Origin of the sequence: Streptomyces sp. 7N604, from assembly GCF_052245475.1 — a bacterium.
In the GTDB taxonomy this organism is placed as follows: domain Bacteria; phylum Actinomycetota; class Actinomycetes; order Streptomycetales; family Streptomycetaceae; genus Streptomyces.
Genome location: NZ_JBQQBX010000001.1, coordinates 235,796 through 262,677 on the forward strand (window position 1 = coordinate 235,796; position 26,882 = coordinate 262,677).

A 26,882-nucleotide genomic window follows, 5' to 3' on the forward strand; every position below is an offset into this window, starting at 1 on the left:
CTTACCTTAAGCAAGCGCTCCACATGGAGCACAACCGCCCCCGGCACCTCAGCCGAACCGGCCCATCGGCACCCGTATGTGTGAAGCGCTTACGACTTACGGAGTCGGCTGGGCGTGCGAAAACTACCTTCGATGGCCGGAGGTGACCCCCTGATGACGGCCTGTGTCCTCGAGACCACCACGGACGGCGGCACCGCTCGGCCGGCGCCGATGACGATCAGCGCGGACGGCGGTTACGCGGCGCGGCTGGTGATGGGCGCGGAGCCAGAGAGCTGGTACCCCGAGCGCTGGACCCTCGGCGGCCCGGAGCCGTACGCCGTGCCGCTCCCCCTCTCCCAGCCCGAGGAGCCGGACAGCGATCTGCTGCCCCTCGCCGACGGCCGGGTGCTGATCCGCCGCCGCGTCGCCGACCGCCACGACATCGCCCTGCTCTATCCGACCGGCCCCGGCACCGGCGAGCTGCCGCTGGGCACCGTCGAGCGCGAGCGGCTCACCCTGCTCCCGCCCTCGCCCTGCGGCTCCGCCGCGTACGCCCTCGCGCCCGGCGACGGGACCACGGAGCTGTGGCGGGTGCACGGCGGCGCGTCTGGCGGCCCGTCCGGCGGCTCGTCCGTCGGCCCGGAGCTCATCACCGAGCTGCCGGGGCTGTGCACCGGCGGGGCGTGGCTGGACCGTACCGGCCAACTGCTCGCGCTCGACCGGGAGTCGGCCGACGACGGCCGGGTGAAGGCCGTGGCCGTGGACCTGGCGCGGGGCGGCGAGACGAGCCCGCTGCTGCAGATCACGGAGGAGAGCAATGACCGCCTGCTGCTGGCCGATCCGGGCAGCGGGCTGCTGCTCGTACGGTCCGACGCGGCGGGGCACGACCGGCTCGGCTGGGGCGTGCTCGGCAGTACGCGGCCGGTGCGCTTCCCCGAGGTGCTGCGACTCGCGGACGCGGCGGTGACACCCTTCGCCGTTCAGCCGGGGCAGGTGCTGATGCCGGAGAGCTGTGCGGTGGCCCTGCGGATCGACGGGGCGGCGGGCAGTTGGATCGGCGTGTGGCGGCCGTCGGGGCGGCAGTTGCACCAGCTGGCGGCGCCGGAGGGCTGGCTGGCGGGGACGGGGCTGTGGACGCGGGAGGGCGAACTGCGGCTGCCGTACGCGACGGTGGACGTGCGGTGCGGGGTGGCGCGCGTCGCCGCGCCCGACGCGGAGGCCTCGGTCGGCGCCGTCCGCTCCGGGGCCGCGGGCAGGGGCGCGGGGGCGGGCGCGGGCGCAGGCGCGTCGGCTCCTGCGCGGCCGGTGCCCCTGCGGGAAGCCCCGCTGGCGAAGGCTCAGTAGCTGCTGCGGGTTGTGGGTGCGGCCAAGCGCTCTGTGGCTGCGTGGTTCCAGGGGCCCTCCGGGGTGACTCCTCGGTCGGCCAACGTGCGGCACCGTCCTTCGGCTTCCCCGCCGTGTTCGTTGGCCGCCCTGCGGGGACACCCCTGCACGCCCCCTCCCCGCCGTCCGCGGCCACCGGTTTGTGGGCATGCGTTCCGCGGGGCGGAACGGGTGGGCACAAACCGGCCACCGGGCCGCAGTTGGCAACGGCGCGTAACCAGGCACGCGCTGCCCCGCCCGGCGCAGCCGGGAGCAAACCGGCCACCGGCCCGCAGCCGCGTACGAAACCCCAAACCCCGCAGCGGGCACGCGCATCCGCGCCGCCCCCTCACTACCCGGTGGTTTCACGATCATCTGGCTGGTTAGACTCGATCCGGGGTTACGCAGCTCCCGGGGCCCGGTGCTGACGCCTCGTCACCCGGCCTGCTCCGGATGGGCGTTGGCGCGATGCTGCCGCCGCCGCGGCGGGCCCCTCGCACGGCACGACGCAAAACGATCCACGGGGTGACTTTCCACATGTCCGAAGCACGGACCGACACGACTCAGCCACGTCCGCACGGCCCCTCCGCCGCCCAGGCGGCAGCCGGCCCCGGCAAGCACCGCGGCCAGGCCGCATCCGAGGACCGCCAGGCCCCGGCCCAGGGCCGGCACCGCCGCCCGGCCCAGGACCCGCGGACGTAGGGCGGGCCGCGGATTCTCCCCCTGTCCCGCCCTGCCACGCGTGGGGCGGGGCAGGGGCCCTGTCCCCTCCCCTATCCCTTCCTGAGCCCGAGCACCTCCGCCGCCGCGAAGGTCTCGCTCCGCGGGCGGTCCGCGAAGTACGGGGTCAGCATCTGGTCGAGCTCCTCGTGGCTGAAGACCTCTTTGGCCGTGTCGAACTTGGCGGCCACCCTGGGGCGTTCGACGAGCGCGACCATGCCGCCGTGGACCACGAACACCTGCCCGTTGACCTTCGCGGCGGCCGGTGCGGCGAGATAGCCGACGAGCGGCGAGACGTGCTCGGGCGCGAGCGCGTCCAGACCGCCGTCCTCCGGTCCGCCGAGGCCCGCGCCCGCGAACACGTGCTCGGTCATACGCGTCCTGGCGCGCGGGCAGATGGCGTTGGCCGTCACGCCGTACTTCGCCAGCGCCAGCGCCGTCGACGTGGTGAGACCCACGATGCCGCCCTTGGCCGCCGCGTAGTTGGGCTGTCCCGCCGACCCGGCGAGGAAAGCCTCGGACGAGGTGTTCACGATCCTCCCGTAGACCGGCCCGCCCGCCGCCTTCGACCGTTCGCGCCAGTGCGCGGCCGCGAAGTGCGTCGTATTGAAGTGCCCCTTGAGGTGCACCCGGATCACCGAGTCCCATTCGTCCTCGGTCATCGAGAAGATCATCCGGTCCCGCAGGATGCCCGCGTTGTTGACCAGGATGTCGAGCGAGCCGTACGTGTCGACGGCGAGCCGGATCAGCCCGCGCGCCTGCTCGTGGTCGGCCACGTCGCCCACGTGGGCCACGGCCTGCCCGCCCTCGGCGCGTATCTCGACGACGACCTGTTCCGCGGGGGCCGCGGACGCCTCGCCCGAGCCGTCCCACCCCGGCTGCCCGAAGTCGTTGACCACCACGCGGGCGCCGAGGCGGGCGAGTTCGAGGGCCTCGGCCCGCCCGAGTCCGCGTCCGGCCCCCGTGACGATCGCGGTCTTCCCGTCCAGAGTCATGCGGGCTCCCATCAGATCTCGATACAGGTGCGCAGCGCCTCGCCCGTCCGCATCTGGTCGAGGGCGTCGTTGACCTCGGCGAGCTGGACGCGGTGGGTGATGAGCCCTTCCAGGTCGATACGGCCCGCCCGCCACAGCGCGACGGTCCGCTCGTACGACCTGAGCACGTCGCCGCCGCCGTACAACGAGGGCAGGATGCGCTTCTCGTCGAAGAACAACTCGAACATGTTGACCTGCAGGACGTCGTCCATCGCGCCGGCGCCGACGACGCACAGCGTCCCGCCGCGGCGGGTGCAGTCGTACGCCGTGCGGGCGGTGGCGGACTTGCCGACGACCTCGAAGACGTAGTCGAAGCCCTCGCCGCCGGTGATACGGGCCTTGGCGTCCTCGAGTCCTTCCGGTGCCACGACCTCGGTGGCACCGAAGCGCAGCGCGGACTCGCGCCGGCCGGCGACCGGGTCGACGGCCACGATCTGCGCGGCGCCCGACGCCCGCGCGCCCTGGATGGCGCTGATACCGACGCCGCCGCAGCCGATCACGGCGACCGAGGAACCGGCCTCCACCTTCGCGGTGTTGAGCGCGGCGCCGAGCCCGGTGGTGACGCCGCAGCCGATCAGCGCCGCGATGTCGTATGGCACGTCGTCCGGGATCGGTACGGCGCATCCGGCCCCGATCACGACCTCCTCGGCGAAGGTGCCGGTGCCCGCGAAGCCGAAGACCTCGCCGTCCGGCCGCTTGAAGTTGGGGGTCCCGGCGCTCAGGAAGCCGGCGAGGCAGAGGTGGCTCTGACCGCGCTTGCAGGACGGACAGCCGCCGCAGGCCGGCAGCCAGCACACCAGCACACGGTCCCCCGGGCTCAGCCCGGTGACGCCGTCGCCGACGTCGAGAACCTCGCCCGCGCCCTCGTGGCCCGGAACGAAGGGGGCGGGCTGCGGCAGCACGCCGTTCATCGCGGACATGTCGGAGTGGCACAGGCCGGTGGCCCGGATGCGCAGCTTCACCTTCCCGGGGCCGAAGCCGACCGCCTCGACGTCGTCGAGGACCTCGAGCTTGTCCTGCCCTGTCTCATGCAGTATGGCGGCGCGCATGGTACGACTCCCTTCGCAGTCCCCATCCCCAACCCCCAAAGGGCCGGGGATGCTCTCACATCAGCGGCTGACGTCGCAGAGCCCGCCCGTCCGCCACTCTTCAGGGGCGCTGTCGGTGCGGGCCGTGCGGTCATGAATGCTCAACGGTCGTGTCGGCGAGAACCGGTGCGTCGTTGCGCTCGACGGCCGTCACCGACACCTGGATGCGGCCGGGTGCGGCGCCGTCCCGCCACATCCGGACGCGCAGGGTCTCGCCCGGGAAGACGACCCCGGCGAAGCGGGTGGTGTACGAGCGGACGCGGGTCACGTCACCACTGAGCGCCGTGTCCACCACTGCCTTGAGCGTGATCCCGTAGCTGCACAGGCCGTGCAGGATCGGCCGGTCGAAGCCCGCGCGTTTGGCGAAGTCGGGATCGGCGTGCAGCGGGTTCCAGTCGCCGGAGAGCCGGTAGAGCAGCGCCTGGTCCTCGCGGATCGGGCGCTCGACGGTGATGTCGGGCTCGCGGGCGGGGAGTTCGAGGCGCTCGGAGGGGCCGCGCTCCCCGCCGAAGCCGCCCTCGCCGCGTACGAAGATCCGGGTGTCGCTGGTCCACAGCGGCCCGCTCTCGTCCTCGGCCTTCGAGCGCAGCACGATGACGGCCGCCTTGCCCTTGTCGTACACGGCGGCGATCCGCGACGAGTGGGCCGCCCGGCCCTTCACCGGCAGCGGCCGGTGCAGTTCGATGTGCTGGCCGCCGTGCAGGACGGCGGCCAGGTCGATGTCGACGCCGGGCGAGGCGAGCCCACCGGCCGCGGCGAGGGCGCCACCCGCGACGGTGGCGAAGCTGGGGAGTACGTGCAGCCTGCTCTCCAGGGTGTAGCGCAGCTCGTCGGGTTCGGTGGCCGGGATTCCGGCGCCCACGCCGAGGTGGTAGAGCAGGACGTCCTTGTAGTCCCAGGCGAGGTCTGTCCTGCGGGGCTCGGCCGAGAGGGCTTGTGCGACGTCGATGGGCATGCTCGGTGCTGCTCCTTCGCCACGTGGATGTGCGGGGTACGGGTGCGGGTGCCGAAGGCGGAGACCCCGGCGCGGCCGTCCGCACCGTCAGTCGCACCGGGGCCGTATCCGGTCGGCCGGAACGCGCCCGCGCTCCCGGCCCGGGGCGTGTCCGGCGGCGTCTCCGCTGTCCCGCCCTTTCCCGTGACCCGGATCCGGGGGGAGCCCCAGTTTCGGGAAAGGGCGGGTCAGGGGAAGAAGCCGCCGCAGGTGGCGTGATCCGCCGGGCATATCCTAGAACGCGTTCTAGCCGATGGCACCCATGTATAACGCACCCCTCAGCACATGGGAAGACTGCTGACGGCATGTCAGAAACGGCCCGGGGATCGCCCCGATAGGCGCTCATCGAGGTGCGCGACGCCGCTGAGCGGGTCCGGCTGGATACCGGCCACGACGGCCGCGGCGTAGGCTCGGACCGAACAGGTCAGAATACGGGCGACATGGGGGGAATGAGCGGTATGAACGACACACGCGGCACCGGCGACACGGCCGGCACCGGCCCGAAGGGTCTGTCGGAGCGCACGCCATGATCAGAGTCCTGCTGGCCGAGGACCAGGGCATGATGCGCGGCGCGCTGGCCCTGCTGCTCGGTCTCGAGCGGGACATCGAGGTCGTGGCGCAGGTCGGCCGCGGGGACGAGGTCGTGGCCGCCGCCCTGAGCGCCCGCCCCGACGTCGCGCTCCTGGACGTCGAACTCCGCGGCCGCAGCGGACTGGACGCGGCCGCCGACCTCCGCGACGAGGTTCCGGACTGCCGCGTTCTCATCCTGACCACCTTCGGCCGACCCGGCCACCTGCGGCGCGCCATGGAGGCCGGGGCTGCGGGTTTCCTGGTCAAGGACGGCCCGGTCGAGGAGCTGGCCGAGGCGATCCGCCGCGTCCTGTCGGGCGAGTCGGTCATCGACCCCACCCTGGCCGCGGCCGCACTGAGTGCGGGCCCGAACCCGCTCACGGCGCGCGAGCGCGATGTCCTCGCGGCGACGGCGGACGGCGCGGCGGTCGCCGGCATCGCGGCGAAGCTGCACCTCTCCGAGGACACGGTCCGCGACGAACTGTCCTCCGCGATCGGCAAGACCGGTACCCGCACCGGCATGGAGGCCGCACGCGCCGCCCGCCTGCAGGGCTGGCTCTGACCACCACGCGATGCCGCCCCTGGCGCAAGCCGGTCATCCGGCGAGGCCGGGCCGGAGCCACATGCCGAAGCCAAGGTGGCACTCCACATGGCACTCCGACCTGCGGGCACCTGTCGTCGGGTGCATGACACCGAACATCGTCCCTGCTGGCGGCCTGAACGCCTCTGCGTTCACTCGGCCCAGCCGCCTGGCACTCCGCATGGCACTGCAGGTCAGACCGCCAATGGCGGGGTTACGAGCCGCCAGGAAACTGTAGAGTAATTGCGGAGCACACGCAGAGGGCCTGACCCTGGGGGCATCCAGAGCCAGACCCTCGCGGTTGCAGCTGATGAGCCCGGCCGTCCTAGACTCGGCCGGGCTCACTGCATGAGCTCCAGGCCTCGGCCGTCCTCACGTGTGGCATCCGGCAACTACCGGACAAACTGCCCCACACCCGTGACGATCGCCACGAGAAGCCCTAACACCCCGATGGCGACCTGCCACTTCTCAGGGCCGGTCCATCGCCTGCCGGGCTTCCTCACACGCGGATCCGCCACCACTTCCTCCTGACTCCTCCAACAGGCCCTGGAGGACAGGGCCTCCGCGGGCGTGATCAGTGCCCAACGAAGCTGTAGGGAGGAGCTGGTGAAGCCCGATCAGATTACAAGCACGAGGCGCACCCCCGCTCAGCACGGGTAGTCCCAAGTGGCCTACATCACGGGCGACTTGCCATTTGTCCCGTGATCCACATCACATCAATTTCCTGGCTTTCGACGGGTTCGCAAGCGCCCCCGGCCCCCCGCCCGCGGCCCGTCGGCTGGCATCCGGCAGCATGGGCACCCGAGCCGGCGGCGGCGCAGCGAGACCTCCTCACGCGCATCCGTACCCGTACGACCAGGAGGAAGCCCATGGGACCGGGCCCCAAACCTGACATATTGGCCGCTTTTGAAGCGGCGAAGGGCTTCATGCCGGTCGACGAGGGCCTCGCGCTGCACGCCGCGGCGACCGAAGCGGCCCGGCTCGGGCTCCCCCTCCTCGAGGTCGGCACGTACTGCGGCCGCTCCACGATTCTCCTCGCCGACGCGGCCCGCGAGGCCGGGACGGTCGCCGTCACCGTCGACCATCACCGCGGCTCGGAGGAGCAGCAGCCGGGCTGGGAGTACCACGACCCGGCCGTGGTCGACCCGGACCCCGCGGTCTCCCGGATGGACACCCTCCCCACCTTCCGCCGCACGCTCTACAAGGCGGGCCTCGAGGACCACGTCGTCGCCGTCGTCGGCCGGTCCCCGCGGGTCGCCGCGCTCTGGGCCAGGCCGCTCGGCCTCGTCTTCATCGACGGCGGCCACACCGACGAGCACGCCACGGCCGACTACGAGGGCTGGGCACCGCACGTCGCGGCCGACGGCTTCCTCGTCATCCACGACGTCTTCGCGGACCCCGCGGATGGCGGCCAGGCACCGTTCCGTATCTACCGCCGCGCCCTCGAGTCCGGCGCCTTCACCGAGGTCTCCGCGACCCGGTCCCTCCATGTCCTGCGGCGTACGGGCGCGGGCGTCTGAGGTGGCCGACTAGCATCGCGGACGTGTCGAACGGCAGCCCATCCCCCGCGCTGCGCCGCATCGGCCGCGGCGCCCTCCTCGCAGCCCTCGCCGCATTCGGCGCGCTCGCCGTGTCCTGCAGCGCGCAGCAGCCCGCGCCGCCGAACGCCGGGGGCGAGCCGTCGGCGAGAGGCGCGGGCAAGCCAGGGGCGCCTGCCGCGACCTCGACCAGCCGCCCGCGCACCGCCGCCCCGTCCCGCCCGAGCGGCCCGCAGCACAGCTCACCGAGCAGTTCACCGGGCCGCGGGCGGAGCGGCCCGCTCTCCGGCAAGGTCGTCGTCCTCGACCCGGGCCACAACCCCGGCAACCGCGACCACTCCCGCGAGATCGCCCGCACGGTCGACATCGGCACCGGCCGCAAGGAGTGCGACACCAGCGGCACGTCCACCAACGGCGGCTACACCGAGGCGTCCTTCACCCTCGACGTCTCGCGCCGCATCCGTAAGCTCCTCGAGGCGCAGGGCGCGACGGTGACGTTCACGCAGGACGGCGACCGGCCGTACGGCCCCTGCGTCGACGAGCGCGCCCGGATCGGGAACACGGCGCACGCAAACGCCGTCGTCTCCGTCCACGCGGACGGCTCCGCGACCGGCAACCGCGGCTTCCACGTCATCCTCCCGGCGAAGGTCAGCCACGGAGACGCCGACACCGCGCCGATCGTCAGGCCTTCGCGCGAACTCGGCGAGCGGATCGCGGGCAACTTCGTCCGCCAGACGAGCAGCGTCCCGTCCAACTACATCGGCGACGGCACGGGCCTGGACGTGCGCTCCGACCTCGGCGGGCTCAACCTCTCCACGGTCCCGAAGGTGTTCATCGAGTGCGGCAACATGCGCGACGCGCAGGACGCCGCGCGGCTGACGAGCGCGACGTGGCGGCAGCGCGCGGCGCAGGGCATCGCGGACGGCATCGAGGGCTACCTCAAATCATGACCTGTCACGCTCTCTCGTGATGCCCCGTGATGTGTCGCGACCTCTTGTGACCTCTCATGCAGTCCCACGACGTCTCGTGACCTCAGTAACCGGCGGGACACCCCACGCGACCGACCGATAGATTCATCCGTACGATGGGGGGCCACCCCCGCGCCACGCCCCGCGCGTTCCGGCGACAGCGACGGCACAGACGAGAATGACTAAGGACTTCACGTGAATATCCGCTCCCTCACTCGAGGCGACGGCGTGGTGATCGGAGCAGCGGTGTTGCTCTTCATCGCCTCGTTCCTCGACTTCTATTCCTGCGACGGCGAGTTCTGCAACAGCGGCGCGGTCCCCAACACGTGGGAGTCCGAGCTCTTCCCGGTGCTCCCCTCGATCTACCTCGCCGGACTGATCGCCGCCGGACTGATCGTCGCCGCCCGCTTCCAGCCCGCGGCCCGCAAGCTCGCCGGACTCGGCCTGGAGCAGTGGGGCATGGCGCTCTCGGCGTTCGCGGCCTGGACCGCGCTGTGGACGATCCTCGGGGGCCCCGACGTCGACAGCGTCGGCCCCGGCATCGGCCAGATCCTGGGGCTGCTCGCCGCCCTCGCGCTCGCCGCGGGCGCCGTGCTCAGCACCCGTATCCCGGCGCTCCAGGCCCCGCTGATGGGCGCACCGGGCCAGCAGGCCCCGTCCCCGTACGGCGCCGGCCCGAACCCGGGCTACGGCTACCCGGGCCAGCAGGGCGGCCCGTCCCCGTACGGTGCGCAGCAGGGCCAGCCGGGCGGCCAGCAGCCGCAGCCCTACGGCGGCCAGCAGCAGGTCCAGCAGCCCGGTCCCGCGGCGGGGCCCGCCGGTGACTTCGCGCCGTTCTGGTTCGCCGTGCCGGTCGCGCGGCCGCTGTACGCGGAGGACGGCTCGCCGACGCCGATCGCCGAGCTGGCGCCCGGCACGTGGTACCTCGCGGTCGAGCAGCGCGGCCCGGCCCTCGTCGCCCAGACGCAGGACGGCCGCAGGGGCGTCCTTCAGGACACGTCGGGCATCCAGCGCGGCTAGCGGCTGGGAGCACGCCACCGGCCCTTCGCCCGTCGTGGGCGGAGGGCCGTTGTCTTGCGCGCGCATACGCCGTAACGTTCCTGACGATGCGTCAAGAGGAGTGGCGCGATCGGAGGGTACTCGCATGCGACTCGGCCTCGCGCTCGGCTACTGGGGGCGCGGCCCCGACCCCCGGCACGTCGAACTCGCCGTCGAGGCCGAGCGACTCGGCTACGACTCGGTCTGGACGGCCGAAGCCTGGGGCTCCGACGCCTTCACACCCCTGACCTGGATCGCCGCCCGCACGTCCCGTATCCAACTCGGTACCGCCGTGGCCCAGATGGCCGCCCGCACGCCGACCGCCACCGCCATGCACGCGCTGACCCTCGACCATCTCTCCGGCGGCCGGATGATGCTGGGCCTCGGCCTGTCGGGGCCGCAGGTGGTCGAGGGCTGGTACGGGAGGCCGTTCCCGAAGAGCCCGCTGACGGCGACGCGCGAGTACGTCGAGGTGATCCGGCAAGTCCTGCGCCGCGAGGGCCCGGTGGAACTGGACGGCCGCTTCCACTCCCACCCGTACAGCGGCCAGGACGGCACGGGCCTCGGCAAGCCCCTCAAGCCGATCACCCACCCGCTCCGCCCCGGCCTCCCGGTCCTCCTCGGCGCCGAGGGTCCCAAGAACATCGCCCAGACGACCCGCATCGCCGACGGCTGGCTCCCCCTCTACTGGTCTCCGCTGCGCACCGACGTCCACGAGGCCTCGCTCGCGGAAGTCCCGGAAGCCCGCGGGGGTACGGGCCAATGTCACTTCATGGTCGCGCCGATGGCGCGGGCGCAGGTGTGCGAGGACGTCGCGGAGGGGCTGCTGCCGGTGAAGGCGATGCTCGGCTTCTACATCGGCGGAATGGGCCACGCGGCCCGCAACTTCCACGCCGACCTCATGGCGCGCATGGGCTTCGAAGCCGAGGCGCGCCGCATCCAGCAGCTCTTCCTGGAGGGCCGCCGCGCGGAGGCGATCGACGCCGTACCGGATGCGTTCGCGGACGAGATCTCCCTCGTCGGCCCCCGCGAACGCATCGCGGAACGCCTCACCCTCTGGCGCAAGGGCCCGGTGACCGACCTCCTCATCACCGCCCCCGACCTGCCGACGCTACGAACGCTCGCCGAGCTGAACGCCTGACAGCGCCGCCCCACCCCGCCGGGCACACACCGTGCGGGGTTTCCCTCACCTCAGAGCGGCAAGACGCTTGATATGTCCATAAGTTATCGATCAGGGACCAACGCCGCGGCCAAGGTCGTCGCCACCGCCGCGGATGTCGCCGCCGTGATCCTCGGACTGTGGATCCTGATGTACGTGCTCGACGCCAACCGGTCGAACAACCTGGTCAGCTTCGTCCAGGACGCCGCCCGGTGGCTGGCCGGGTGGTCGTACGACCTGTTCACGATGGAAACCGACTGGCTGCGGACGCTGCTCAACTACGGCACGCCCGCCGTCGTATACCTGCTCGCCGGCCACGCCCTGGCCTCCCGGATGCGCCAGGTCTGACGCCTGCCTGCCAGGGCCCCGGGCCCGGGACGCCGCGTCAGCAGCAGTCCGGGTCCAGGCCCGACGGCAGACGCTCGCCGCCGAAGACCGCCGTCGTCGCCTCGTCGCCGCCGAGCGCGGCCACGGCGAGCAGCAGCGACCCCGCGGTCCACGTGGTGAGCTCCTCCGGCCATACCGCGTCGTCCTCGAAGACGTACCCCGTCCAGTACATGCCGTTGTCGGCGCGCAGGTGCTGGATCCAGCGGAGGATGTCCACCGCGCGGTCCGACTCGCCCATCGCCCAGAGCGCGAGGGCGAGTTCCGCGCTCTCCCCGCCCGTCACCCACGGGCGGTCCGACACGCAGCGCACGCCGAGCCCCGGTACGACGAAGCGGTCCCAGTCAGCCTCGATGCGCTCCTTGGCCTGCGCGCCGGTGACGGCGCCGCCGAGGACCGGGTAGTACCAGTCCATCGAGAAGCGGTCCTTGTCGAGGAAGCGCTCGGGGTGGCGGCGTATCGCGTGCCCGAGCCAGCCGGCCGCCAGCTCCCAGTCGGGCTGCGGCTCGTCGCGCTGTTCCGCGATGGCCAAGGCGCAGCGCAGGGCCTGGTGGATGGAGGAGCAGCCGGTGAGCAGCGCCTCTGTCACCGGCGATCCGTCGTCCTCGCGCTTCCAGCCGATCTGCCCTCCGGGCTGCTGCAGGTCCAGCACGAATTCCACGGCGGAGCGCACCGTGGGCCACAGGCTGTCGAGGAAGGCGTCATCGCCGGTGGAGAGGTAGTGGTGCCAGGCGCCGACGGCGATGTAGGCGACGAAGTTGGTCTCGCGGCCGCGGTCGGTGGGGGCGTCGGCGGCCCCGTCCGCGTAGCCGGCGTACCAGGAGCCATCCGGATTCTGATGCCGCGCCAGCCACCGGTACGCGGCCTCGGCGCGCTCGTGCTCGCCCGCCGCGTCCAGCGCCATCGCCGCCTCGACGTGGTCCCACGGGTCGAGGTGGTGCCCGCGGAACCACGGTATGGCGCCGTCCGCGCGCTGCTCCGCGAGAATCCCCGCCACGGTCCTGCCGGCCTGCTCGGCCGTGAGAACTCCGGGCAGGACCAGCCGCTCGGTGCGCCCCGGCGACGTCACATGTCCACCTTCGGCGCGTGCGGCTTGGTCGCGTACGCCACGAAGCTCTTGCCGATCAGCGGGTTGAGGGCCCGCTCGGCGACCCGGGTGGCGAGCGGCTTCTTCATGATGTCCCAGACCAGCAGCTTGTGGTACGCCTTCACCGGCAGCGCCCGGTCGTTGTCCACGCCGAAGGCGCACTTGAGCCACCAGTACGGCGAGTGCAGCGCGTGGGCGTGGTGCGTGCCGTACGGGCGCAGGCCCGCCTCGCGCATCTTCCGCAGCAGCTCGTCGGCGCGGTAGATGCGGATGTGGCCGCCCTCGACCTCGTGGTACGCGTCGGAGAGCGCCCAGCAGACCTTCTCGGGGCCGTAGCGCGGCACGGTCACCGCGATCCGCCCGCCCGGCCTGAGCACCCGCACCATCTCGGCGAGTACGCCCTTGTCGTCCGGGATGTGCTCCATGACCTCGGAGATGATCACGACGTCGAAGCTGTCGTCGGGGAAGGGCAGGGCGAGCGCGTCGCCCTCCATGGCGGTGGCGGTGGCCCCGGCCGGGGCCTCACCGGCCTCCTTCATGGCCGCGAACCACTTGGCGACCTCGCGGATCTCCTCACCGTTGCGGTCGAGCGCCACGACCTGCGCTCCGCGCCGGTAGCACTCGAAGGCGTGGCGCCCTGCGCCGCAGCCCAGGTCCAGCACGCGGTCGCCCGCGGCGAGCGGGAAGCGGGAAAAATCAACGGTCAGCAAGGAGTTCTGCTTTCGTCCGGCGGGACAGATCGGTAGCGGTGGCGGCCCTCGCCCGGCCCCGGCCTTCCGCCGGTGGGGAGCGGCCGCACGGGGGAAGAATGCGCCGGCGCGACGGCGAGCCGGCGATCGCCGCGGACCGGCGGCCCCGTACGGGTCACGGACGGTTCGGCGCCGCCGGACACCACCCCCGTGGTCGCTCGCCGCCGCGGCGGGAGGGAACGCGCCGTACGGCCCCGCGCAGGGTGCGCGCGCACTATGCCCGACCGCCAGGGCTCGGCGCTGCCGCGGCCCGGCCGCGGGCCGTGGACACCATGGCCTCGCGGTAGCGCTCCGCCGTGCCGATCGCGGCCTGCCGCCAGGTGAAGCGGCGCAGGACGCGGTCGCGCCCCGCCGCGCCCAGGCGGCGCCGGAGGTCGGGGTCGCCGAGGAGTCTGCCGAGTGCGGCGGAAAGCGCCCCCGCGTCCCCGGGCGGTACGGCCAGACAGGTCTCGCCGTCGGTCCCCGCGACCTCGGGGATGGCGCCGCCGGTCGTGGCGACGAGCGGCGTGCCGGTGGCCATGGCCTCGGCGGCGGGCAGCGAGAAGCCTTCGTAGAGCGAGGGCACGCACGCGACTTGGGCGCTGCGCACCAGGTCGACAAGCTCGGGGTCGCTGATGCCCTTGACGAACTCCACGGCCCCTTCGAGGCCGTACCGCTCGATCGCGGCGGCCACGGGACCGTCGTCGGCGCGCTTGCCGACGACGACGAGGTGGGCGCCCGGGTTCTCCGTACGGAGCTTGGCCAGCGCCTCGACCAGGTGGATCAGGCCCTTGAGCGGTACGTCCGCGCTGGAGGTGGTGACGATCCGGCCGGGTATCCGGGCCACGGCCGGGTCCGGTGAGAAGAGGTCGGTGTCGGCGCCGATGTGCACGACGTGGATGCGGTCCTGCCGGACGCCCAGGTGCTCGGCGATCTCCTGCCGCGACGAGCCGGAGACGGTGAGCACGGACGGCATCCGCCGCGCGACGCGCCCCTGCATACGCGTGAAGCCGTACCAGCGGCGGACGGAGGCACGCCGCCTCCAGCCGGTCGCCGCGTCCAGATCCAGCTGCCGGTCGACCGTGATCGGATGGTGGATCGTGGTGACGAGCGGAAAGCCGAGCCGGTCCAGGCCCAGCAGCCCGTAGCCGAGCGTCTGGTTGTCGTGGACGACGTCGAACTCGCCGCGCCGGGCCGCGAGATGGCGGCGGGCGCGAAGGCTGAAGGTGAGCGGCTCCGGGAAGCCGCCGGTCCACATGGTGGCCACCTCGAGGGCATCGATCCAGTCCCGGTACTCGCCGTGCCTGGGGGTGCGGAACGGGTCGGGCTGGCGGTAGAGGTCGAGGCTGGGCAGCTCGGTGAGCGTGACTCCGCCGTCCACGACGGGGTACGGCTGGGCGCCGATGACCTCCACCGTGTGACCGAGCCGGGCGAGTTCGCGGGAGAGATGGCGGACGTACACACCCTGGCCGCCGCAGAACGGGTTCCCCTTGTAGGTGAGCAACGCGATGCGGAGGGGACGGTCGGGGTCGGCCGCGCCGACTGCGCCCGCACGCGCAGGCGTCGCGGCACGGGGGCGAGGCGCGGTTGCCCGTATGGCCTCAGCGGTCACTCACGGCCCCCTTCTCACTGCAGTTCTGCCGGAGCGTAACCGCTCGCGCTAATCTAGAACAAGTTTCAGACTTGATCGCTCGAGGAGCTTCGAAGATACCGGCCGGTAGCCAAGCCGGAAGAGCCGGAACAGGTGATTCGCGCCACGGCGCACCCCCTGCAATGCTGGGCGGTCCGACCCCACCCGCCACGGATTTCGACGAACATCACGAAAGCCACGAAATGGGACAAATGGCCACGGAACCCAAGCCGTCCTCCCCACCTCTGACAGAACGTCAGGAGGCGCGCCGCCGTCGAATCCTGCACGCCAGCGCGCAGCTGGCCAGCCGCGGCGGTTTCGACGCCGTGCAGATGCGCGAGGTCGCCGAGCTCTCGAGCGTCGCGCTCGGCACGCTCTACCGCTACTTCCCGTCCAAGGTGCACCTGCTCGTGGCCACCATGCAGGACCAGCTCGGGCACATGCACGAGACACTGCGCAAGCGCCCGCCGACCGAGGAGGAGCCGTCCGCGCGGGTCGCCCAGACCCTGATGCGCGCCTTCCGCGCCATGCAGCGGGAGCCGCACCTCGCGGACGCCATGATCCGCGCGCTGAACTTCGCCGACCGCTCGGTGAGCCCCGAGGTGGACACCGTCTCGAGGCTCACCACCGCGATCATCCTGGACGCCATGGGGCTGGAGGAACCGCCCACGCCGGAGCAGCTGTCGGCGGTCCGGGTCATCGAGCACACCTGGCACTCGGCCCTGATCACCTGGCTCTCGGGGCGGGCGTCCATCGCCCAGGTGAAGATCGACATCGAGACGGTCTGCCGGTTGATCGACGTGACCGCGCCGAAATAAAGGTGTCCGCCGCGACGGCGAGCAGCCACGACGGCGGAGCTCGGCGGTGCCGAACTCCCCGCAGCCCGTCGCGGCCACCGGATGGAATCCGCCCTCACTCCTCCGGCGGGAACACCGCCTCCCCGCTCTCCACCAGCGTGAGCGTAATGGCCTCCACAGGGCAGCCCTCCGCCGCCGCCAGCACCCCCTCGGACGCGTCCGCGTCCGCCTCCACCGGGTGCGACTGGCGGGCGGAGTCGAGCCGGAAGCCGCCCGGCGCGCTGTTCACGCACAGCCCGGAACCGATGCAGACCGCCCGGTCCACCTCGACATGCCAACGGTCTCCCATCAGCCCGCCTCCCCGTACCCCGCAGGCAGGTGGATCATCTTGTGCTCCAGGTACTCGCCGAAGCCCTCGGGCCCGAACTCCCGCCCCAGCCCGGAGTTCTTGTAGCCGCCGAACGGGCCGAGCATGTCCAGGCTGAAGGTGTTCACGGAGTACGTGCCGGTGCGCACCTGCCGTGCGATGTCGATGCCGTGCTCCACGTCCGCCGTCCAGACGCTGCCGGACAGGCCGTAGTCCGAGTCGTTGGCGATCCGTACCGCCTCCGCCTCGTCCTCGTACGGCAGCAGGCAGATCACCGGGCCGAAGATCTCCTCGCGGGCGATCCGCATGGAGTTGGAGACGTCGCCGAAGAGCGTCGGCTCCACGTACCAGCCGCGCTCGAGACCGGCCGGGCGCCCGCCGCCCGTCAGCACCTTGGCCCCCTCGTCCTGGCCGATCGCGATGTAGTCCAGCGACCGCTGCTGCTGGCGGCGCGCCACCAGTGGCCCGACCTGGGTCGCGGCGTCCAGCGGGTCCCCGACGACCAGGGCCCCGGCCGCTGCCGCGAAGCGCTCCGCGAGTTCGTCGTAGTGGCTGCGCGGGGCGAGGATGCGGGTCTGGGCGACGCACGCCTGGCCGTTGTTCATCCAGGCGTTGGGGACGATGCCGGCGACCGCCGCGTCCAGGTCGGCGTCCGGCAGGATCACGGCAGCCGACTTGCCGCCCAGCTCCAGGGTGACCCGCGTCAGATTCCGGGACGCGACCTCCATGACGCGCTTGCCCGCCGCGACGGAGCCGGTGAAGGACACCTTGTCGACGCCGGGGTGGCCGACCAGGTACTCACTCACCTCGCGGTCCGCGGGAAGGATGCTCAGCACGCCCTCGGGGAGCCCCGCCTCAGTGGCGATCTCCGCCAGCAGATACGCGTCGAGCGGGGTCTCCGGCGACGGCTTGAGCACCACCGTGCAGCCCGCGAGCAGGGCCGGGGCGAGCTTCGCGGCGGACACGAACTGCGGCACGTTCCACGGCACGACGGCCGCGACCACGCCGACCGGCTCGCGCCGTACGAGAATCGGCCCGAGTACGCCCTGCCGCGACTCCTCGAAGACGCCGCAATCTCCCGGGGGGCGGCGCCCGTGACCCCCGCTGCGTTCTCCCGGGGAGCGACCCCCGTAACCCCCGCTGCGTTCTCCCGGGGGGCGACCCCCGTACCCCCCGAAACCCCGCGCCACCGCTATCGCCGCATCCCACACCATCATCGCGCCCAGCGCCTGCGCCAGGACGCTCCAGGAGTACGGGGAGCCGTTCTGCGCGCTGATGACCCGGGCGATCTCCTCGTGGCGCACGGCGATGGCGTCCTTGATCCGGGTCACCACCTCGATCCGCTCCTCAAGGCTGCTGCGTGCCCACGGCCCCTCGTCGAAGGCCTTGCGGGCGGCCGCCACGGCCCGGTCCACGTCCGCGGGGGTCGCGTGCGGCACCCGGCCGATGACCTGCTCGGTGTGCGGGGAGACCACCTCGATGGTGTCCGCGCCGAACGGATCGACCAGCTTTCCGCCGATGAAGAGCTGTCCGTGCTCGATGAGGTCGGTCATCGCCCATGCCTCCCGCGGATCGGGCCTGCTGATTTCCCGGCTTCCTGAGTTCCTGACGCTGTTTCAGAACTGATATCAGTTCTAGTTATGATGGGGAAGCTATGTGCCGGAGCATGTGCCGGAGCACCTGCCCGAGCCGCGCAGAGAGCGAGGGGGACCCCATGGCGCAGGCGACACCCCGAGTCACGGACCACGGCGGCGGAGTCTGGAGCATCCCGGTCCCCATCCCGGACAACCCCCTGGGCCACACGCTCGTCCACCTCCTCGACACCGACCGCGGCCCGGTCCTCATCGACACCGGCTGGGACGACCCGGACTCCTGGGACACCCTCGTCGCGGGCCTCGCCGCGTCCGGGGCGGCGGTCACCGACCTCCACGGCGTCCTCGTCACCCACCACCACCCCGATCACCACGGCCTGTCCGGGCAGGTGCGCGAGGCCTCCGGCGCCTGGATCGCGATGCACGCGGCCGACGCCCACGTCGTACGCCGCACCCGCAGCGTGGAACCCTCCCTCTGGCTCGACTACTTGACCGCGAAGCTCACCGCCGCCGGCGCCCCCGAGGAGCACCTGGCGCCGCTGCACGCCGCCCGCGCATCCGGCCGGATGCGCACCCTGCCCACCAGCCGGGCCGCCCTGCCCGACCGGGACATCGTCCCGGGCGAGCTGCTCGACCTCCCCGGCCGACGACTCCGCGCGATCTGGACCCCGGGCCACACCCCGGGCCATGTCTGCCTGCACCTGGAGGAAGCCCACCCGGTCGCCGGGCGCGAGGGCAACGGCCGCCTCTTCTCCGGCGATCACCTCCTCCCCGAGATCACCCCGCACATCGGGCTCTACGAGGACCCCGCCGACGACACGGTCACCGACCCGCTCGGCGACTACCTCGACTCCCTGGAGCGCGTCGGCCGCCTCGCCCCGGCCGAGGTCCTCCCCGCCCATCAGCACGCCTTCACGGACGCCCCCGGCCGGGTACGCGAGTTGCTGGCCCACCACGAGGCCCGGCTGAGCGGCCTCCGCGACCTGCTCATCGACCGCCCCCTGACCCCCTGGCAGCTCGCGGAACAGATGGAGTGGAACCGCCCCTGGCAGCAGATCCCGTACGGCTCCCGCAACATCGCCGTCTCGGAGGCCGAGGCACACCTGCGCCGCCTGGTGAAACAGGGCCGCGCCGAGCCGGAGCCGGGGAGCGAGCCGGTGGCGTACCGGGCGGTGTGACCGGACCGGCAGGGTGACGGCCGCCGGGCGGCCGGTAGAGTGGCCGGGTCAATATCACATCCGACCGGGGAAAGCCGGTGCAATTCCGGCACTGACCCGCAACCGTGAGCCGCCTGTTACGGCGGCGAGTCGGACCGCCCTGCCGGATGTGAGCGGCTCCAGTCGCCGTACGGGCCGCCGCCTCGCGGCCGCGCCCGGCGACCTGGCACCGTCGAGGTATACGGAGCCGGAGCCCGGTGCCCCGCCGTGCGGTGCGCAACGGCCCCGGCTTGCGCCCGCTCACCGAAAGGCACCCGCCGTGAACGTACGCCGCAGCGCCGCCGCTGCCCTGGCCGCGTCCGCCGTGCTCTGCGTGGCCGCGAGCCCGGCCGCGGCCGACGACTCGCCCTCGCCGAAGGCCCCGGCCCCGGCGAACCTGCCCTCCGGTCTCCACGGCACCGAGGACCCCACGTATGACGGCGTGTGGCGGCAGTCGCTCGCCCTCCTCGCGCAGGACACGGCCGGGGTGACCCCGGCGAGGAAGGCCGTCGACTGGCTGGCCGGGCAGCAGTGCGCCTCGGGCGGCTTCGCCATGTACCGGGCCGACCCGGCCGAGAAGTGCGACGCGAAGACCCCGGTCGACAGCAACGCCACCGCGGCCGCCGTACAGGCCCTGGCCGCGCTCGGCGGGCGGGGCGCCCAGGTCGGGAAGGCTGTCGGCTGGCTGAAGTCGGTGCAGAACCAGGACGGCGGCTGGGGCTACAACCCGGGCAGCCCGAGCGACACCAACTCCACGTCCGTCGTGATCGGCGCGCTCGCCGCAGCGGGCGAGAAGCCGGAGGGCGTGAAGTCACAGAAGGGCAAATCGGCGTACGACGCGCTGCTCGGCTTCCAGCTCGGCTGCGACGAGAAGACAGGCGAGCACGGGGCGTTCACCTACCAACCGGACAAAAAGGGCAGGCTCGCCGCGAACACGGACGCGACGGCGGCGGGGGCGCTGGCGGGCCTCGGCAAGGGCATGGTCGTCGAGCCGCTCGGCGACGACGACGAGCCGGTCACGGCGCTGGACTGCGCGGAGACGGACTCGAAGGATTCGCGCGAGCCGGACGAGGCCGCGGCCGGAGCCGCCGCGTACCTGGCAGGCGCCCTGAAGAAGGACCACCACCTGACGGCGCTCGCACCGGGCGCCGACAAGCCCGCGCCGGACCTCGCCAACACCGCTGACGCCGTCATCGCGCTGGCGGCGGGCGGGCACCGGGACGCGGCGGCGGGCCCGCTCAAGTGGCTGGAGCGGAACTCCGCCGCCTGGGCCAAGGATAACCCGGCGGCGCTGGGCACCCTCGTCCTCACCGCCCACGCGGCGGGCGCCGACCCGCGCGACTTCGGCGGCAACGACCTCGTCCAGCAACTCAACGCCACCGGCCCCAAGCCGGCGGCCAACGACCCGGCCAAGGCCGCCGCGGCGTCCGACCACCAGGCGGGCGACTCGGACGACGGCGACCCGGCCATCTGGTGGATCGTCGGCGTCGGCCTGGTCGCGGGCGTCGGCATCGGGTTCCTGCTGAGCGGGCGCAAGAAGTCATGACGTGATGAAGCGGGTGCGTTACCTCGCAGGGAAGCCTTCCGCAGGAGATCCCTCTCGCCCGGACGCCGCTGCCGTGCCCGCGGCCGGAACGTCCGACCGGGGCGCCGGAACCTATGGAGCAATGGGAGCAAACGCCGGAATGCCCGGATCGGCGGTCGGAATCACCACACTTGGAGCCGGGACCGGAACTGCCGCGTCTCGGTCCGGGGCCCCCGCATCGTGCGCAACCGGCGCACCCGGCCTGGAGCTTCGGCGGCCCCGCCGCCGGGCCGCGCTCCTCGCCACGGCGGCGTTCGCGCTCGGCGGGCTCTGCGCGGTCGGCACCGACACCGCGCATGCTGACGGGTACCGGTACTGGTCGTTCTGGGAGCGGGACGGCGGGCAGTGGGTGTACGCCACGCAGGGCCCGGCCACCTCGCGGCCCGGCGACGGCGACGTCCAGGGCTTCCGGTTCTCCGTGAGCGAGAACTCCCGGAATGCCGCGAAGCCGCGCGGCGCGGCCGATTTCGACGCGATCTGCGCCGGTACGCCCGCCAGGCCGGGCACCAAACGCGTCGCTCTCGTCCTCGACTTCGGCACGGCAACCCACGCACCCGGCGGCGAGACCCCGCCCAAGTTCCGTACGGAGTGCGTGCGCGTCCCCGAGGGCGACACCTCCGCGGAGGCGCTGGCCGCGGTGGCGAAGCCGCTGCGCTACGACTCCAACGCGCTGCTCTGCGCCATAGCCGGCTACCCGGAGAAGGGCTGCGCCGAGCAGGTCGACGATCGCGGCGCGGCCCCGAAGGCGGAGCCCTCCGCCGACGACGGCACTTCGTCCGCGGACTCGTCTGCGCACTCGTCCGCAGGCCCGTCCGCGGGCCTGATCGCGGGCCTCGCAGCCGTTCTCGCCCTCGGCGCCGCAGCCTTCTGGCGATCCCGCCGCCGCGGATGAACCCCCAAGACGGCCCGACCCCCGGGCAGAAGACCGCGCCCTCCTCCACGCGCCCGGCCGAAGCCGGACAGCCGGAGGGCGAAACACGGGCAACGGCGCGACTGGCAACGCCCGAGGCCGACGGGCGCCCGACGGCCGGGGACGCCTCCGGCGACGCCGCAGCGCCCGAACGGCCCGGCATGTCACCGGGCGTTGCCCCCATGGAAGGGCCCGCGGCGACAGCCGACACCGAAGCCGGTCCGCCGCTGCCGGGCGATGAACCCCCGTGGAGCGCCCGCCACCCCGGCCAGGGCTCGGCTGCCGCCCGCTCGCGGACGGCCGCGGACGCGGCCGCAGCCGCAGCCGGAGCGACGGCGCGCCGCCCCCGCCGGAGGCGGCTGCCGCTGCGTACGCCCGCGGCCTCGCGTAGCAACCAACTGCACGCAGGGGCCTGGTGGCTGTGGGCGCTCGGGCTTGCGACCGCCGCTTCGCGAACCACGAACCCCCTTCTCCTCGGACTGCTGCTTGCCGTCGCCGGCTATGTCGTCGCCGCCCGGCGCACCGACGCGCCCTGGGCGCGCAGTTACGCCGCGTTCCTCAGGCTCGGCCTGCTCGTGATCGCGATCCGCCTCGTCTTCTCCGTGTTCCTCGGCTCGCCGGTCCCCGGCTCGACCCTCCTCGTCACGCTCCCCGAACTCCCGCTCCCCGACTGGGCGCAGGGCGTACGGATCGGCGGCAGGGTCACCGCCGAGGGCCCGGTCTTCGCGCTGTACGACGGGCTGAAGCTCGCCACCCTCCTCGCCTGCCTCGGCGCCGCGAACGCCCTCGCCAACCCCGCCCGGCTGCTCAAGTCGCTCCCCGGCGCGCTGTACGAGGCCGGGGTCGCCGTCGTCGTCGCCATGACCTTCGCGCCGAACCTCGTCGCCGACGTCCTGCGGCTGCGCGCCGCCCGGCGGCTGCGCGGCCGCCCCGACAGGGGCCTCAAAGCCCTGCTGCAGATCGGACTGCCGGTGCTGGAGGGCGCGCTGGAGCGGTCCGTCGCGCTGGCCGCCGCGATGGACGCGCGCGGCTACGGCCGTGCGGCCCAGGTCGCGCCCGCCGTCCGGCACACGACGACCGCGCTCACGCTCGGCGGCCTGCTCGGCGTCTGCGCGGGCACGTACGGGCTGCTGGCCGCGCAGGGCGCCGGCTTCGGACTGCCGGTGCTGCTGGCCGGACTCACCGCGGCCCTGGCCGGGCTCCGGCTCGGCGGCCGCCGCTCGGTGCGCACCCGGTACCGGCCCGACCGGTGGGACGTACGGGCCTGGCTGGTGTCCGGGTCGGGTGCGGTGGCCGCGGCCGTGATGATCTGGTGCGCCGCACAGGACCCCCAGGCCCTGCACCCGTCGGTCGTCCCGCTCACCGCCCCCGCGCTCCCGCTGTTGCCCGCCGCGGGCGTCCTGCTGGGCCTGCTCCCGGCCTGGGCTGCCCCGAGTCCGACGCGCTCGGCGACGGGCGGGCGGACCGGCCCAGCAGAACCCCGCGCGGCGAGCGCGCCCCGCACCACCCGCCCCAACCGCCCGGAGGAGGCACCGTGATCCGCTTCGAGCAGGTGTCCGTCGCCTACGACGGCGCGGCAGGACACGCGATCCGCGACGTCGACCTCACCGTCCCCGAGGGCGAGTTGTGCCTGCTGGTCGGCCCGTCCGGAGTCGGCAAGTCGACCCTGCTGAGCGCCATCAGCGGCCTCGTACCGCACTTCACCGGCGGCACGCTGCACGGCCGGGTCACCGTCGCCGGGCGCGACACCCGTACGCACAAGCCGCGCGAACTCGCCGATGTCGTCGGCACCGTGGGCCAGGACCCGCTCGCGCACTTCGTCACCGACACCGTCGAGGACGAGCTCGCGTACGGCATGGAGTCGCTCGGCCTCGCCCCCGGCGTCATGCGCCGCCGCGTGGAGGAGACCCTCGACCTGCTGGGCCTCGCGGACCTGCGCGAGCGGCCGATCGCGAGCCTGTCCGGCGGTCAGCAGCAGCGCGTGGCGATCGGCTCGGTGCTCACCCCGCACCCGCGCGTCCTCGTCCTCGACGAGCCGACGTCCGCGCTCGACCCGGGAGCGGCGGAGGAGGTCCTCGCGGTGCTGCAGCGGCTCGTGCACGACCTCGGCACGACGGTCCTGATGGCCGAGCACCGGCTGGAGAGGGTGGTCCAGTACGCGGACCAGGTCGTGCTGCTGCCCGCCCCCGGCGAGCCGCCGGTGTCCGGCGAACCGGCCGAGGTCATGGCCGTCTCCCCCGTCCAGCCGCCGGTCGTCGCCCTCGGCCGCCTGGCGGGCTGGTCGCCCCTGCCGCTCTCGGTGAGGGACGCCCGCCGCAAGGCGGGCCCCCTGCGGGAGCAACTGGAGGCGGTTTGTGGGCATTCGTTCCGCGGGGCTGGGGGTACGCCCCCTGGCTTCGCCGGGGGGACCCCCACCCAGGCGGAGCTCTGGGGGAGGGTGGGCACAAACCGGCCACCGGGCCGCACTGTTCCGTCCACGTCGGCCCCCACCGCACAGGCCGTCGGCCTGTCCGTACGCCGCGGCCGGATCGAGGCATCGCGCCAGGTGAACCTGACCGTACGACCCGGCGAAGCCGTCGCGCTCATGGGCCGCAACGGCGCGGGCAAGTCGACGCTGCTGGGCGCGCTCGCCGGGCTGCACGAGCCCGCGGCCGGCACCGTACGGGTCAGTGGCCTGACCCCGCACCGCACCAGCCCCCGCGAACTCGTCCGCCACGTCGGCCTCGTCCCGCAGGAGCCACGCGACCTGCTGTACGCGGACACGGTCGCGACCGAGTGCGCGGCCGCGGACGAAGACGCGAAGGCCGCACCGGGCACCTGCCGCGCACGGGTCGCCGAACTGCTCCCAGGCGTACCGGACTCCACGCATCCGCGCGACCTGTCGGAGGGCCAGCGCCTGGCCCTTGCCCTGGCCATCGTCCTCACGGCCCGGCCGCCGCTGGTCCTCCTCGACGAGCCGACGCGCGGCCTGGACTACGCGGCGAAGGCCCGCCTGGTGGAGATCCTGCGCGGCCTGGCGGCGGACGGCCACGCGATCGTCCTGGCGACCCATGACGTGGAACTGGCGGCCGAACTTGCCCACCGGGTGGTCGTCCTGGCGGATGGAGAGGTGGTCGCCGACGGCCCGACGGCGGACGTGGTCGTCTCATCGCCCGCGTTCGCCCCGCAGGTGGCGAAGATCCTGACGCCGCAGCCCTGGCTGACGGTCAGCCAGGTCCGAGGGGCCCTGGAGGCCACCGAATGAGGCCTGCCCCGCAGCTCGCCCCTTCGGCGCGAGACGGCCGCCCCATACCCCTCGGCCCGCGCTCCGTCACCGCCCTCGTCCTCATCTCGGCGATCGGCGTCGCCGCCTTCGGGTGGCCACTGCTCGCCGACAGCACCTCCGGGCTAGCGCACTCGCAGGACGCGCCATGGCTGTTCGCCGCTCTGCTGCCCCTCCTCCTCGCCGTCGTCGTCGCGGCCATCGGCGACACCGTCGACGGTCACGGGACCTTCGACGCGAAGGCCATCGCGATGCTGGGCGTGCTGGCCGCGGCAGGGGCGGCGCTGCGGCCGCTGGGGGCCGGGACCGCGGGGCTCGAGCCGATGTTCTTTCTCATGGTGCTCAGCGGGCGGGTTCTCGGCCCGGGCTTCGGCTTCGTGCTCGGCGCGGTGACGATGTTCGCGTCGGCGCTGCTCACCGGCGGGGTCGGGCCGTGGATGCCGTTCCAGATGCTGGCGATGGGATGGGTGGCCATGGGGGCAGGGCTGGCAGGGCTGCTGCCCGGCGCGGGACGGCTGCGCGGCCGCGCCGAGCTCCTCGTACTCGCCGCGTACGGCGCGACCGCCTCCCTCCTCTACGGCACGGTCATGAACCTCCAGGGCTGGCCGTACATCAGCGGGCTGTCCACCGGCGTCTCCTTCGTCCCCGGCGACCCGCTCCAGGAGAACCTCGCCCGCTTCGCCGCCTACTGCCTGGCGACCTCCCTCGGCTGGGACCTCGGGCGTGCCGTGCTGACGGCGGTCGCCACCCTGACCCTCGGCTCCACAGTGCTCAGGGCGCTGCGCCGGGCGACCCGCCGCGCGGCGTTCGACGCGCCGGCGGCGTTCGCCGAACCACCCGCGCCCAAGCCACCCGCGCCCCGAACGCCCGGGAAACCCGGAGCACCCGAAACGCCCGAGACCCGCGCCGGAGGCGGCTAACGCAGGCGCTGGATGATCGTCGCCGTCGACAGCGCCCCGCCCGCGCACATCGTGATCAGCGCGAACTCCTTGTCGGCCCGCTCCAGTTCGTGCAGCGCCGTCGTGATGAGCCGGGCCCCCGTCGCCCCCACCGGGTGACCGAGCGCGATCGCCCCGCCGTTCACGTTCACCTTCTCCAGGTCCTGCTCGAAGACCTGCGCCCAGGACAGGACCACCGACGCGAAGGCCTCGTTGATCTCGACCAGATCGATGTCCCTGAGCGACATCCCCGCCTTGCCGAGCACGGCCCGCGTCGCGTCGACCGGCCCGTCGAGGTGGTAGTGCGGGTCGGCGCCGACCAGCGCCTGGGCGACGATACGGGCCCTGGGCTTCAGTTTCAGCGCCCGCGCCATCCGCTTGGAGCCCCACATCACGGCCGCGGCCCCGTCCGAGATCTGCGACGAGTTCCCGGCCGTGTGCACCGCCGTCGGCATGATCGGCTTCAGTCCGCCGAGGGCCTCCATGCTGGTGTCGCGGAGCCCTTCGTCGCGGTCGACGAGCCGCCACATGCCCTGCCCCGCCGCCTGCTCCTCCTCGGTCGTCGGCACCTGCACCGCGTACGTCTCGCGCTTGAACCGCTCCTCCGCCCACGCCTGCGCCGCCCGCTCCTGGGAGAGCAGCCCGAGCGAGTCCACGCGCTCGCGCGACAGCCCGCGGTGGCGTGCGATCCGCTCCGCCGCCTCGAACTGGTTGGGCAGGTCCACGTTCCACTCGTCGGGGAACGGCTTGCCGGGACCGTGCTTGGAGCCGCTTCCGAGCGGTACGCGCGACATCGCCTCGACGCCGCAGCCGATGCCGATGTCGATGACCCCGGCCGCGATCATGTTGGCCACCATGTGGTTCGCCTGCTGCGAGGAGCCGCACTGACAGTCGACGGTCGTCGCGGCCGTCTCGTACGGCAGACCGCAGGCGAGCCAGGCATTGCGCGCCGGGTTCATGGACTGCTCGCCGGCGTGGGTGACGGTGCCGCCGACGATCTGCTCGACGCAGTCCGGCTGGATGCCGGTGCGGGCGAGGAGTTCCCGGTAGGTCTCGCCCAGGAGGTAGGCGGGGTGGAGATTGGCAAGCGCGCCTCCGCGCTTGCCGATGGGGGTGCGTACGGCTTCGACGATGACGGGTTCCGCGGCCATGACTCGTTCGTCCTCTCCTCGCGTCCGCAGGGCGTCCCGGCGCCCACGGGCAGGCAGACAGAAACTAGTACGCGTTCTAGTTCCGCCAGAAGTGTCATGGGTGCTACCCCCGGTACGCAAGGGCCGTGCACGCGTCACGTCGGCGCTCGCGTGCAACGGATGGCGTCGCCCCTCTTGCCAGTTGTAGAACCCGTTACTACCTTGCGGGCACATTCTGATGGACCG

24 protein-coding genes are annotated in these 26,882 nt (G+C 73.1%); 15 read left to right on the forward strand and 9 right to left on the reverse strand.

Features of this window, described 5'->3' with window-relative positions; all coding sequences use genetic code 11:
• Positions 1–132 precede the first annotated feature (132 nt).
• Positions 133–1,323: a hypothetical protein gene (locus ACTWP8_RS01070; protein WP_443320230.1), complete on the forward strand. Its 1,191-nt coding sequence runs from the start codon at positions 133–135 to the stop codon at positions 1,321–1,323.
• Positions 1,324–1,878: 555 nt separating this feature from the next.
• Positions 1,879–2,043, forward strand: coding sequence for a hypothetical protein (locus ACTWP8_RS01075; protein WP_443317144.1), 165 nt, complete (start codon positions 1,879–1,881; stop codon positions 2,041–2,043).
• Positions 2,044–2,114: 71 nt separating this feature from the next.
• Here ACTWP8_RS01075 and ACTWP8_RS01080 read toward each other — a convergent pair whose 3' ends face one another.
• The 3 genes from ACTWP8_RS01080 to ACTWP8_RS01090 form a co-directional block, all read right to left on the reverse strand.
• Positions 2,115–3,056 (reverse strand): 3-oxoacyl-ACP reductase, encoded by a 942-nt coding sequence (locus ACTWP8_RS01080; protein WP_443320231.1) that lies wholly within the window; start codon positions 3,054–3,056, stop codon positions 2,115–2,117.
• Between the two features lie 11 nt (positions 3,057–3,067).
• On the reverse strand, positions 3,068–4,144 hold the full coding sequence (locus ACTWP8_RS01085) for a Zn-dependent alcohol dehydrogenase (protein ID WP_443320232.1): 1,077 nt from the start codon (positions 4,142–4,144) through the stop codon (positions 3,068–3,070).
• A gap of 130 nt (positions 4,145–4,274) precedes the next feature.
• Positions 4,275–5,138 carry a MaoC/PaaZ C-terminal domain-containing protein gene (locus ACTWP8_RS01090; protein WP_443320233.1) on the reverse strand — a complete coding sequence of 288 codons (864 nt, stop codon included), beginning with the start codon at positions 5,136–5,138 and terminating at the stop codon, positions 4,275–4,277.
• 565 nt (positions 5,139–5,703) lie between these two features.
• Here ACTWP8_RS01090 and ACTWP8_RS01095 point away from each other — a divergent pair.
• From ACTWP8_RS01095 to ACTWP8_RS01120, 6 genes are all read left to right on the forward strand, one after another.
• On the forward strand, positions 5,704–6,309 hold the full coding sequence (locus ACTWP8_RS01095) for a response regulator (protein ID WP_443320234.1): 606 nt from the start codon (positions 5,704–5,706) through the stop codon (positions 6,307–6,309).
• Positions 6,310–7,196: 887 nt separating this feature from the next.
• Positions 7,197–7,847, forward strand: coding sequence for a class I SAM-dependent methyltransferase (locus ACTWP8_RS01100; protein ID WP_443320235.1), 651 nt, complete (start codon positions 7,197–7,199; stop codon positions 7,845–7,847).
• A gap of 23 nt (positions 7,848–7,870) precedes the next feature.
• Positions 7,871–8,815 (forward strand): N-acetylmuramoyl-L-alanine amidase, encoded by a 945-nt coding sequence (locus tag ACTWP8_RS01105; protein ID WP_443320236.1) that lies wholly within the window; start codon positions 7,871–7,873, stop codon positions 8,813–8,815.
• Between the two features lie 213 nt (positions 8,816–9,028).
• Positions 9,029–9,853 (forward strand): hypothetical protein, encoded by an 825-nt coding sequence (locus ACTWP8_RS01110; protein ID WP_443320237.1) that lies wholly within the window; start codon positions 9,029–9,031, stop codon positions 9,851–9,853.
• A gap of 124 nt (positions 9,854–9,977) precedes the next feature.
• Positions 9,978–11,012, forward strand: coding sequence for an LLM class F420-dependent oxidoreductase (locus ACTWP8_RS01115; RefSeq protein ID WP_443320238.1), 1,035 nt, complete (start codon positions 9,978–9,980; stop codon positions 11,010–11,012).
• 72 nt (positions 11,013–11,084) lie between these two features.
• Positions 11,085–11,378 carry a hypothetical protein gene (locus ACTWP8_RS01120; RefSeq protein WP_443317153.1) on the forward strand — a complete coding sequence of 98 codons (294 nt, stop codon included), beginning with the start codon at positions 11,085–11,087 and terminating at the stop codon, positions 11,376–11,378.
• A 37-nt stretch (positions 11,379–11,415) separates the two neighbouring features.
• Here ACTWP8_RS01120 and ACTWP8_RS01125 read toward each other — a convergent pair whose 3' ends face one another.
• From ACTWP8_RS01125 to ACTWP8_RS01135, 3 genes are all read right to left on the reverse strand, one after another.
• Positions 11,416–12,483, reverse strand: a complete 1,068-nt coding sequence (locus ACTWP8_RS01125) for a prenyltransferase (RefSeq protein WP_443320239.1) — start codon at positions 12,481–12,483, stop codon at positions 11,416–11,418.
• On the reverse strand, positions 12,480–13,211 hold the full coding sequence (locus ACTWP8_RS01130; RefSeq protein WP_443320240.1) for a methyltransferase domain-containing protein: 732 nt from the start codon (positions 13,209–13,211) through the stop codon (positions 12,480–12,482). The genes ACTWP8_RS01125 and ACTWP8_RS01130 overlap by 4 nt, the downstream gene beginning before the upstream one ends.
• 253 nt (positions 13,212–13,464) lie before the next feature.
• A complete protein-coding gene (locus ACTWP8_RS01135; protein WP_443320241.1) occupies positions 13,465–14,841 on the reverse strand; it encodes a glycosyltransferase family 4 protein in 1,377 nt (458 codons plus the stop codon).
• Between the two features lie 230 nt (positions 14,842–15,071).
• Between ACTWP8_RS01135 and ACTWP8_RS01140 the strand changes: the two genes are divergently transcribed.
• On the forward strand, positions 15,072–15,677 hold the full coding sequence (locus tag ACTWP8_RS01140; protein WP_443320242.1) for a TetR family transcriptional regulator: 606 nt from the start codon (positions 15,072–15,074) through the stop codon (positions 15,675–15,677).
• 94 nt (positions 15,678–15,771) lie between these two features.
• Here the strand turns inward: ACTWP8_RS01140 and ACTWP8_RS01145 are convergent, their stop codons facing one another.
• Together ACTWP8_RS01145 and ACTWP8_RS01150 are read right to left on the reverse strand one after the other, a co-directional pair.
• Entirely contained in the window at positions 15,772–16,005 is a 234-nt protein-coding gene (locus ACTWP8_RS01145; RefSeq protein ID WP_443320243.1) for a ferredoxin, read from the reverse strand.
• Positions 16,005–17,576, reverse strand: a complete 1,572-nt coding sequence (locus ACTWP8_RS01150) for an aldehyde dehydrogenase (protein ID WP_443320244.1) — start codon at positions 17,574–17,576, stop codon at positions 16,005–16,007. The genes ACTWP8_RS01145 and ACTWP8_RS01150 overlap by 1 nt, the downstream gene beginning before the upstream one ends.
• Before the next feature lie 161 nt (positions 17,577–17,737).
• On the opposite strand from ACTWP8_RS01150, the gene ACTWP8_RS01155 reads away from it, so the two are divergent.
• The 6 genes from ACTWP8_RS01155 to ACTWP8_RS01180 all read left to right on the forward strand — a co-directional run bounded on the left by ACTWP8_RS01155 (position 17,738) and on the right by ACTWP8_RS01180 (position 25,488).
• Positions 17,738–18,793 carry an MBL fold metallo-hydrolase gene (locus ACTWP8_RS01155; protein WP_443320245.1) on the forward strand — a complete coding sequence of 352 codons (1,056 nt, stop codon included), beginning with the start codon at positions 17,738–17,740 and terminating at the stop codon, positions 18,791–18,793.
• A 298-nt stretch (positions 18,794–19,091) separates the two neighbouring features.
• Complete coding sequence (locus tag ACTWP8_RS01160) at positions 19,092–20,357, forward strand: prenyltransferase/squalene oxidase repeat-containing protein (RefSeq protein WP_443320246.1); 1,266 nt, start codon at positions 19,092–19,094, stop codon at positions 20,355–20,357.
• A 121-nt stretch (positions 20,358–20,478) separates the two neighbouring features.
• On the forward strand, positions 20,479–21,288 hold the full coding sequence (locus ACTWP8_RS01165) for an SCO2322 family protein (RefSeq protein ID WP_443320247.1): 810 nt from the start codon (positions 20,479–20,481) through the stop codon (positions 21,286–21,288).
• Between the two features lie 200 nt (positions 21,289–21,488).
• On the forward strand, positions 21,489–22,844 hold the full coding sequence (locus ACTWP8_RS01170) for an energy-coupling factor transporter transmembrane component T (protein ID WP_443320440.1): 1,356 nt from the start codon (positions 21,489–21,491) through the stop codon (positions 22,842–22,844).
• A complete protein-coding gene (locus ACTWP8_RS01175; RefSeq protein WP_443320248.1) occupies positions 22,841–24,550 on the forward strand; it encodes an ABC transporter ATP-binding protein in 1,710 nt (569 codons plus the stop codon). The genes ACTWP8_RS01170 and ACTWP8_RS01175 overlap by 4 nt, the downstream gene beginning before the upstream one ends.
• Positions 24,547–25,488 carry an ECF transporter S component gene (locus ACTWP8_RS01180; RefSeq protein ID WP_443320249.1) on the forward strand — a complete coding sequence of 314 codons (942 nt, stop codon included), beginning with the start codon at positions 24,547–24,549 and terminating at the stop codon, positions 25,486–25,488. The genes ACTWP8_RS01175 and ACTWP8_RS01180 overlap by 4 nt, the downstream gene beginning before the upstream one ends.
• On the opposite strand, the gene ACTWP8_RS01185 is transcribed toward ACTWP8_RS01180, so the two are convergent.
• Positions 25,485–26,657, reverse strand: a complete 1,173-nt coding sequence (locus tag ACTWP8_RS01185; RefSeq protein ID WP_443320250.1) for a steroid 3-ketoacyl-CoA thiolase — start codon at positions 26,655–26,657, stop codon at positions 25,485–25,487. The genes ACTWP8_RS01180 and ACTWP8_RS01185 overlap by 4 nt on opposite strands.
• Positions 26,658–26,882: the final 225 nt, after the last annotated feature.

Coding starts and splice junctions, on each gene's coding strand:
- ACTWP8_RS01070 (WP_443320230.1), top strand. CDS start 133: ATGGCCGGAGGTGACCCCCTGATGACGGCCTGTGTCCTCGAGACCACC.
- ACTWP8_RS01075 (WP_443317144.1), top strand. CDS start 1,879: ATGTCCGAAGCACGGACCGACACGACTCAGCCACGTCCGCACGGCCCC.
- ACTWP8_RS01080 (WP_443320231.1), bottom strand. CDS start 3,056: ATGACTCTGGACGGGAAGACCGCGATCGTCACGGGGGCCGGACGCGGA.
- ACTWP8_RS01085 (WP_443320232.1), bottom strand. CDS start 4,144: ATGCGCGCCGCCATACTGCATGAGACAGGGCAGGACAAGCTCGAGGTC.
- ACTWP8_RS01090 (WP_443320233.1), bottom strand. CDS start 5,138: ATGCCCATCGACGTCGCACAAGCCCTCTCGGCCGAGCCCCGCAGGACA.
- ACTWP8_RS01095 (WP_443320234.1), top strand. CDS start 5,704: ATGATCAGAGTCCTGCTGGCCGAGGACCAGGGCATGATGCGCGGCGCG.
- ACTWP8_RS01100 (WP_443320235.1), top strand. CDS start 7,197: ATGGGACCGGGCCCCAAACCTGACATATTGGCCGCTTTTGAAGCGGCG.
- ACTWP8_RS01115 (WP_443320238.1), top strand. CDS start 9,978: ATGCGACTCGGCCTCGCGCTCGGCTACTGGGGGCGCGGCCCCGACCCC.
- ACTWP8_RS01120 (WP_443317153.1), top strand. CDS start 11,085: ATGTCCATAAGTTATCGATCAGGGACCAACGCCGCGGCCAAGGTCGTC.
- ACTWP8_RS01140 (WP_443320242.1), top strand. CDS start 15,072: ATGGCCACGGAACCCAAGCCGTCCTCCCCACCTCTGACAGAACGTCAG.
- ACTWP8_RS01145 (WP_443320243.1), bottom strand. CDS start 16,005: ATGGGAGACCGTTGGCATGTCGAGGTGGACCGGGCGGTCTGCATCGGT.
- ACTWP8_RS01150 (WP_443320244.1), bottom strand. CDS start 17,576: ATGACCGACCTCATCGAGCACGGACAGCTCTTCATCGGCGGAAAGCTG.
- ACTWP8_RS01155 (WP_443320245.1), top strand. CDS start 17,738: ATGGCGCAGGCGACACCCCGAGTCACGGACCACGGCGGCGGAGTCTGG.
- ACTWP8_RS01165 (WP_443320247.1), top strand. CDS start 20,479: ATGGGAGCAAACGCCGGAATGCCCGGATCGGCGGTCGGAATCACCACA.
- ACTWP8_RS01170 (WP_443320440.1), top strand. CDS start 21,489: ATGGAAGGGCCCGCGGCGACAGCCGACACCGAAGCCGGTCCGCCGCTG.
- ACTWP8_RS01180 (WP_443320249.1), top strand. CDS start 24,547: ATGAGGCCTGCCCCGCAGCTCGCCCCTTCGGCGCGAGACGGCCGCCCC.
- ACTWP8_RS01185 (WP_443320250.1), bottom strand. CDS start 26,657: ATGGCCGCGGAACCCGTCATCGTCGAAGCCGTACGCACCCCCATCGGC.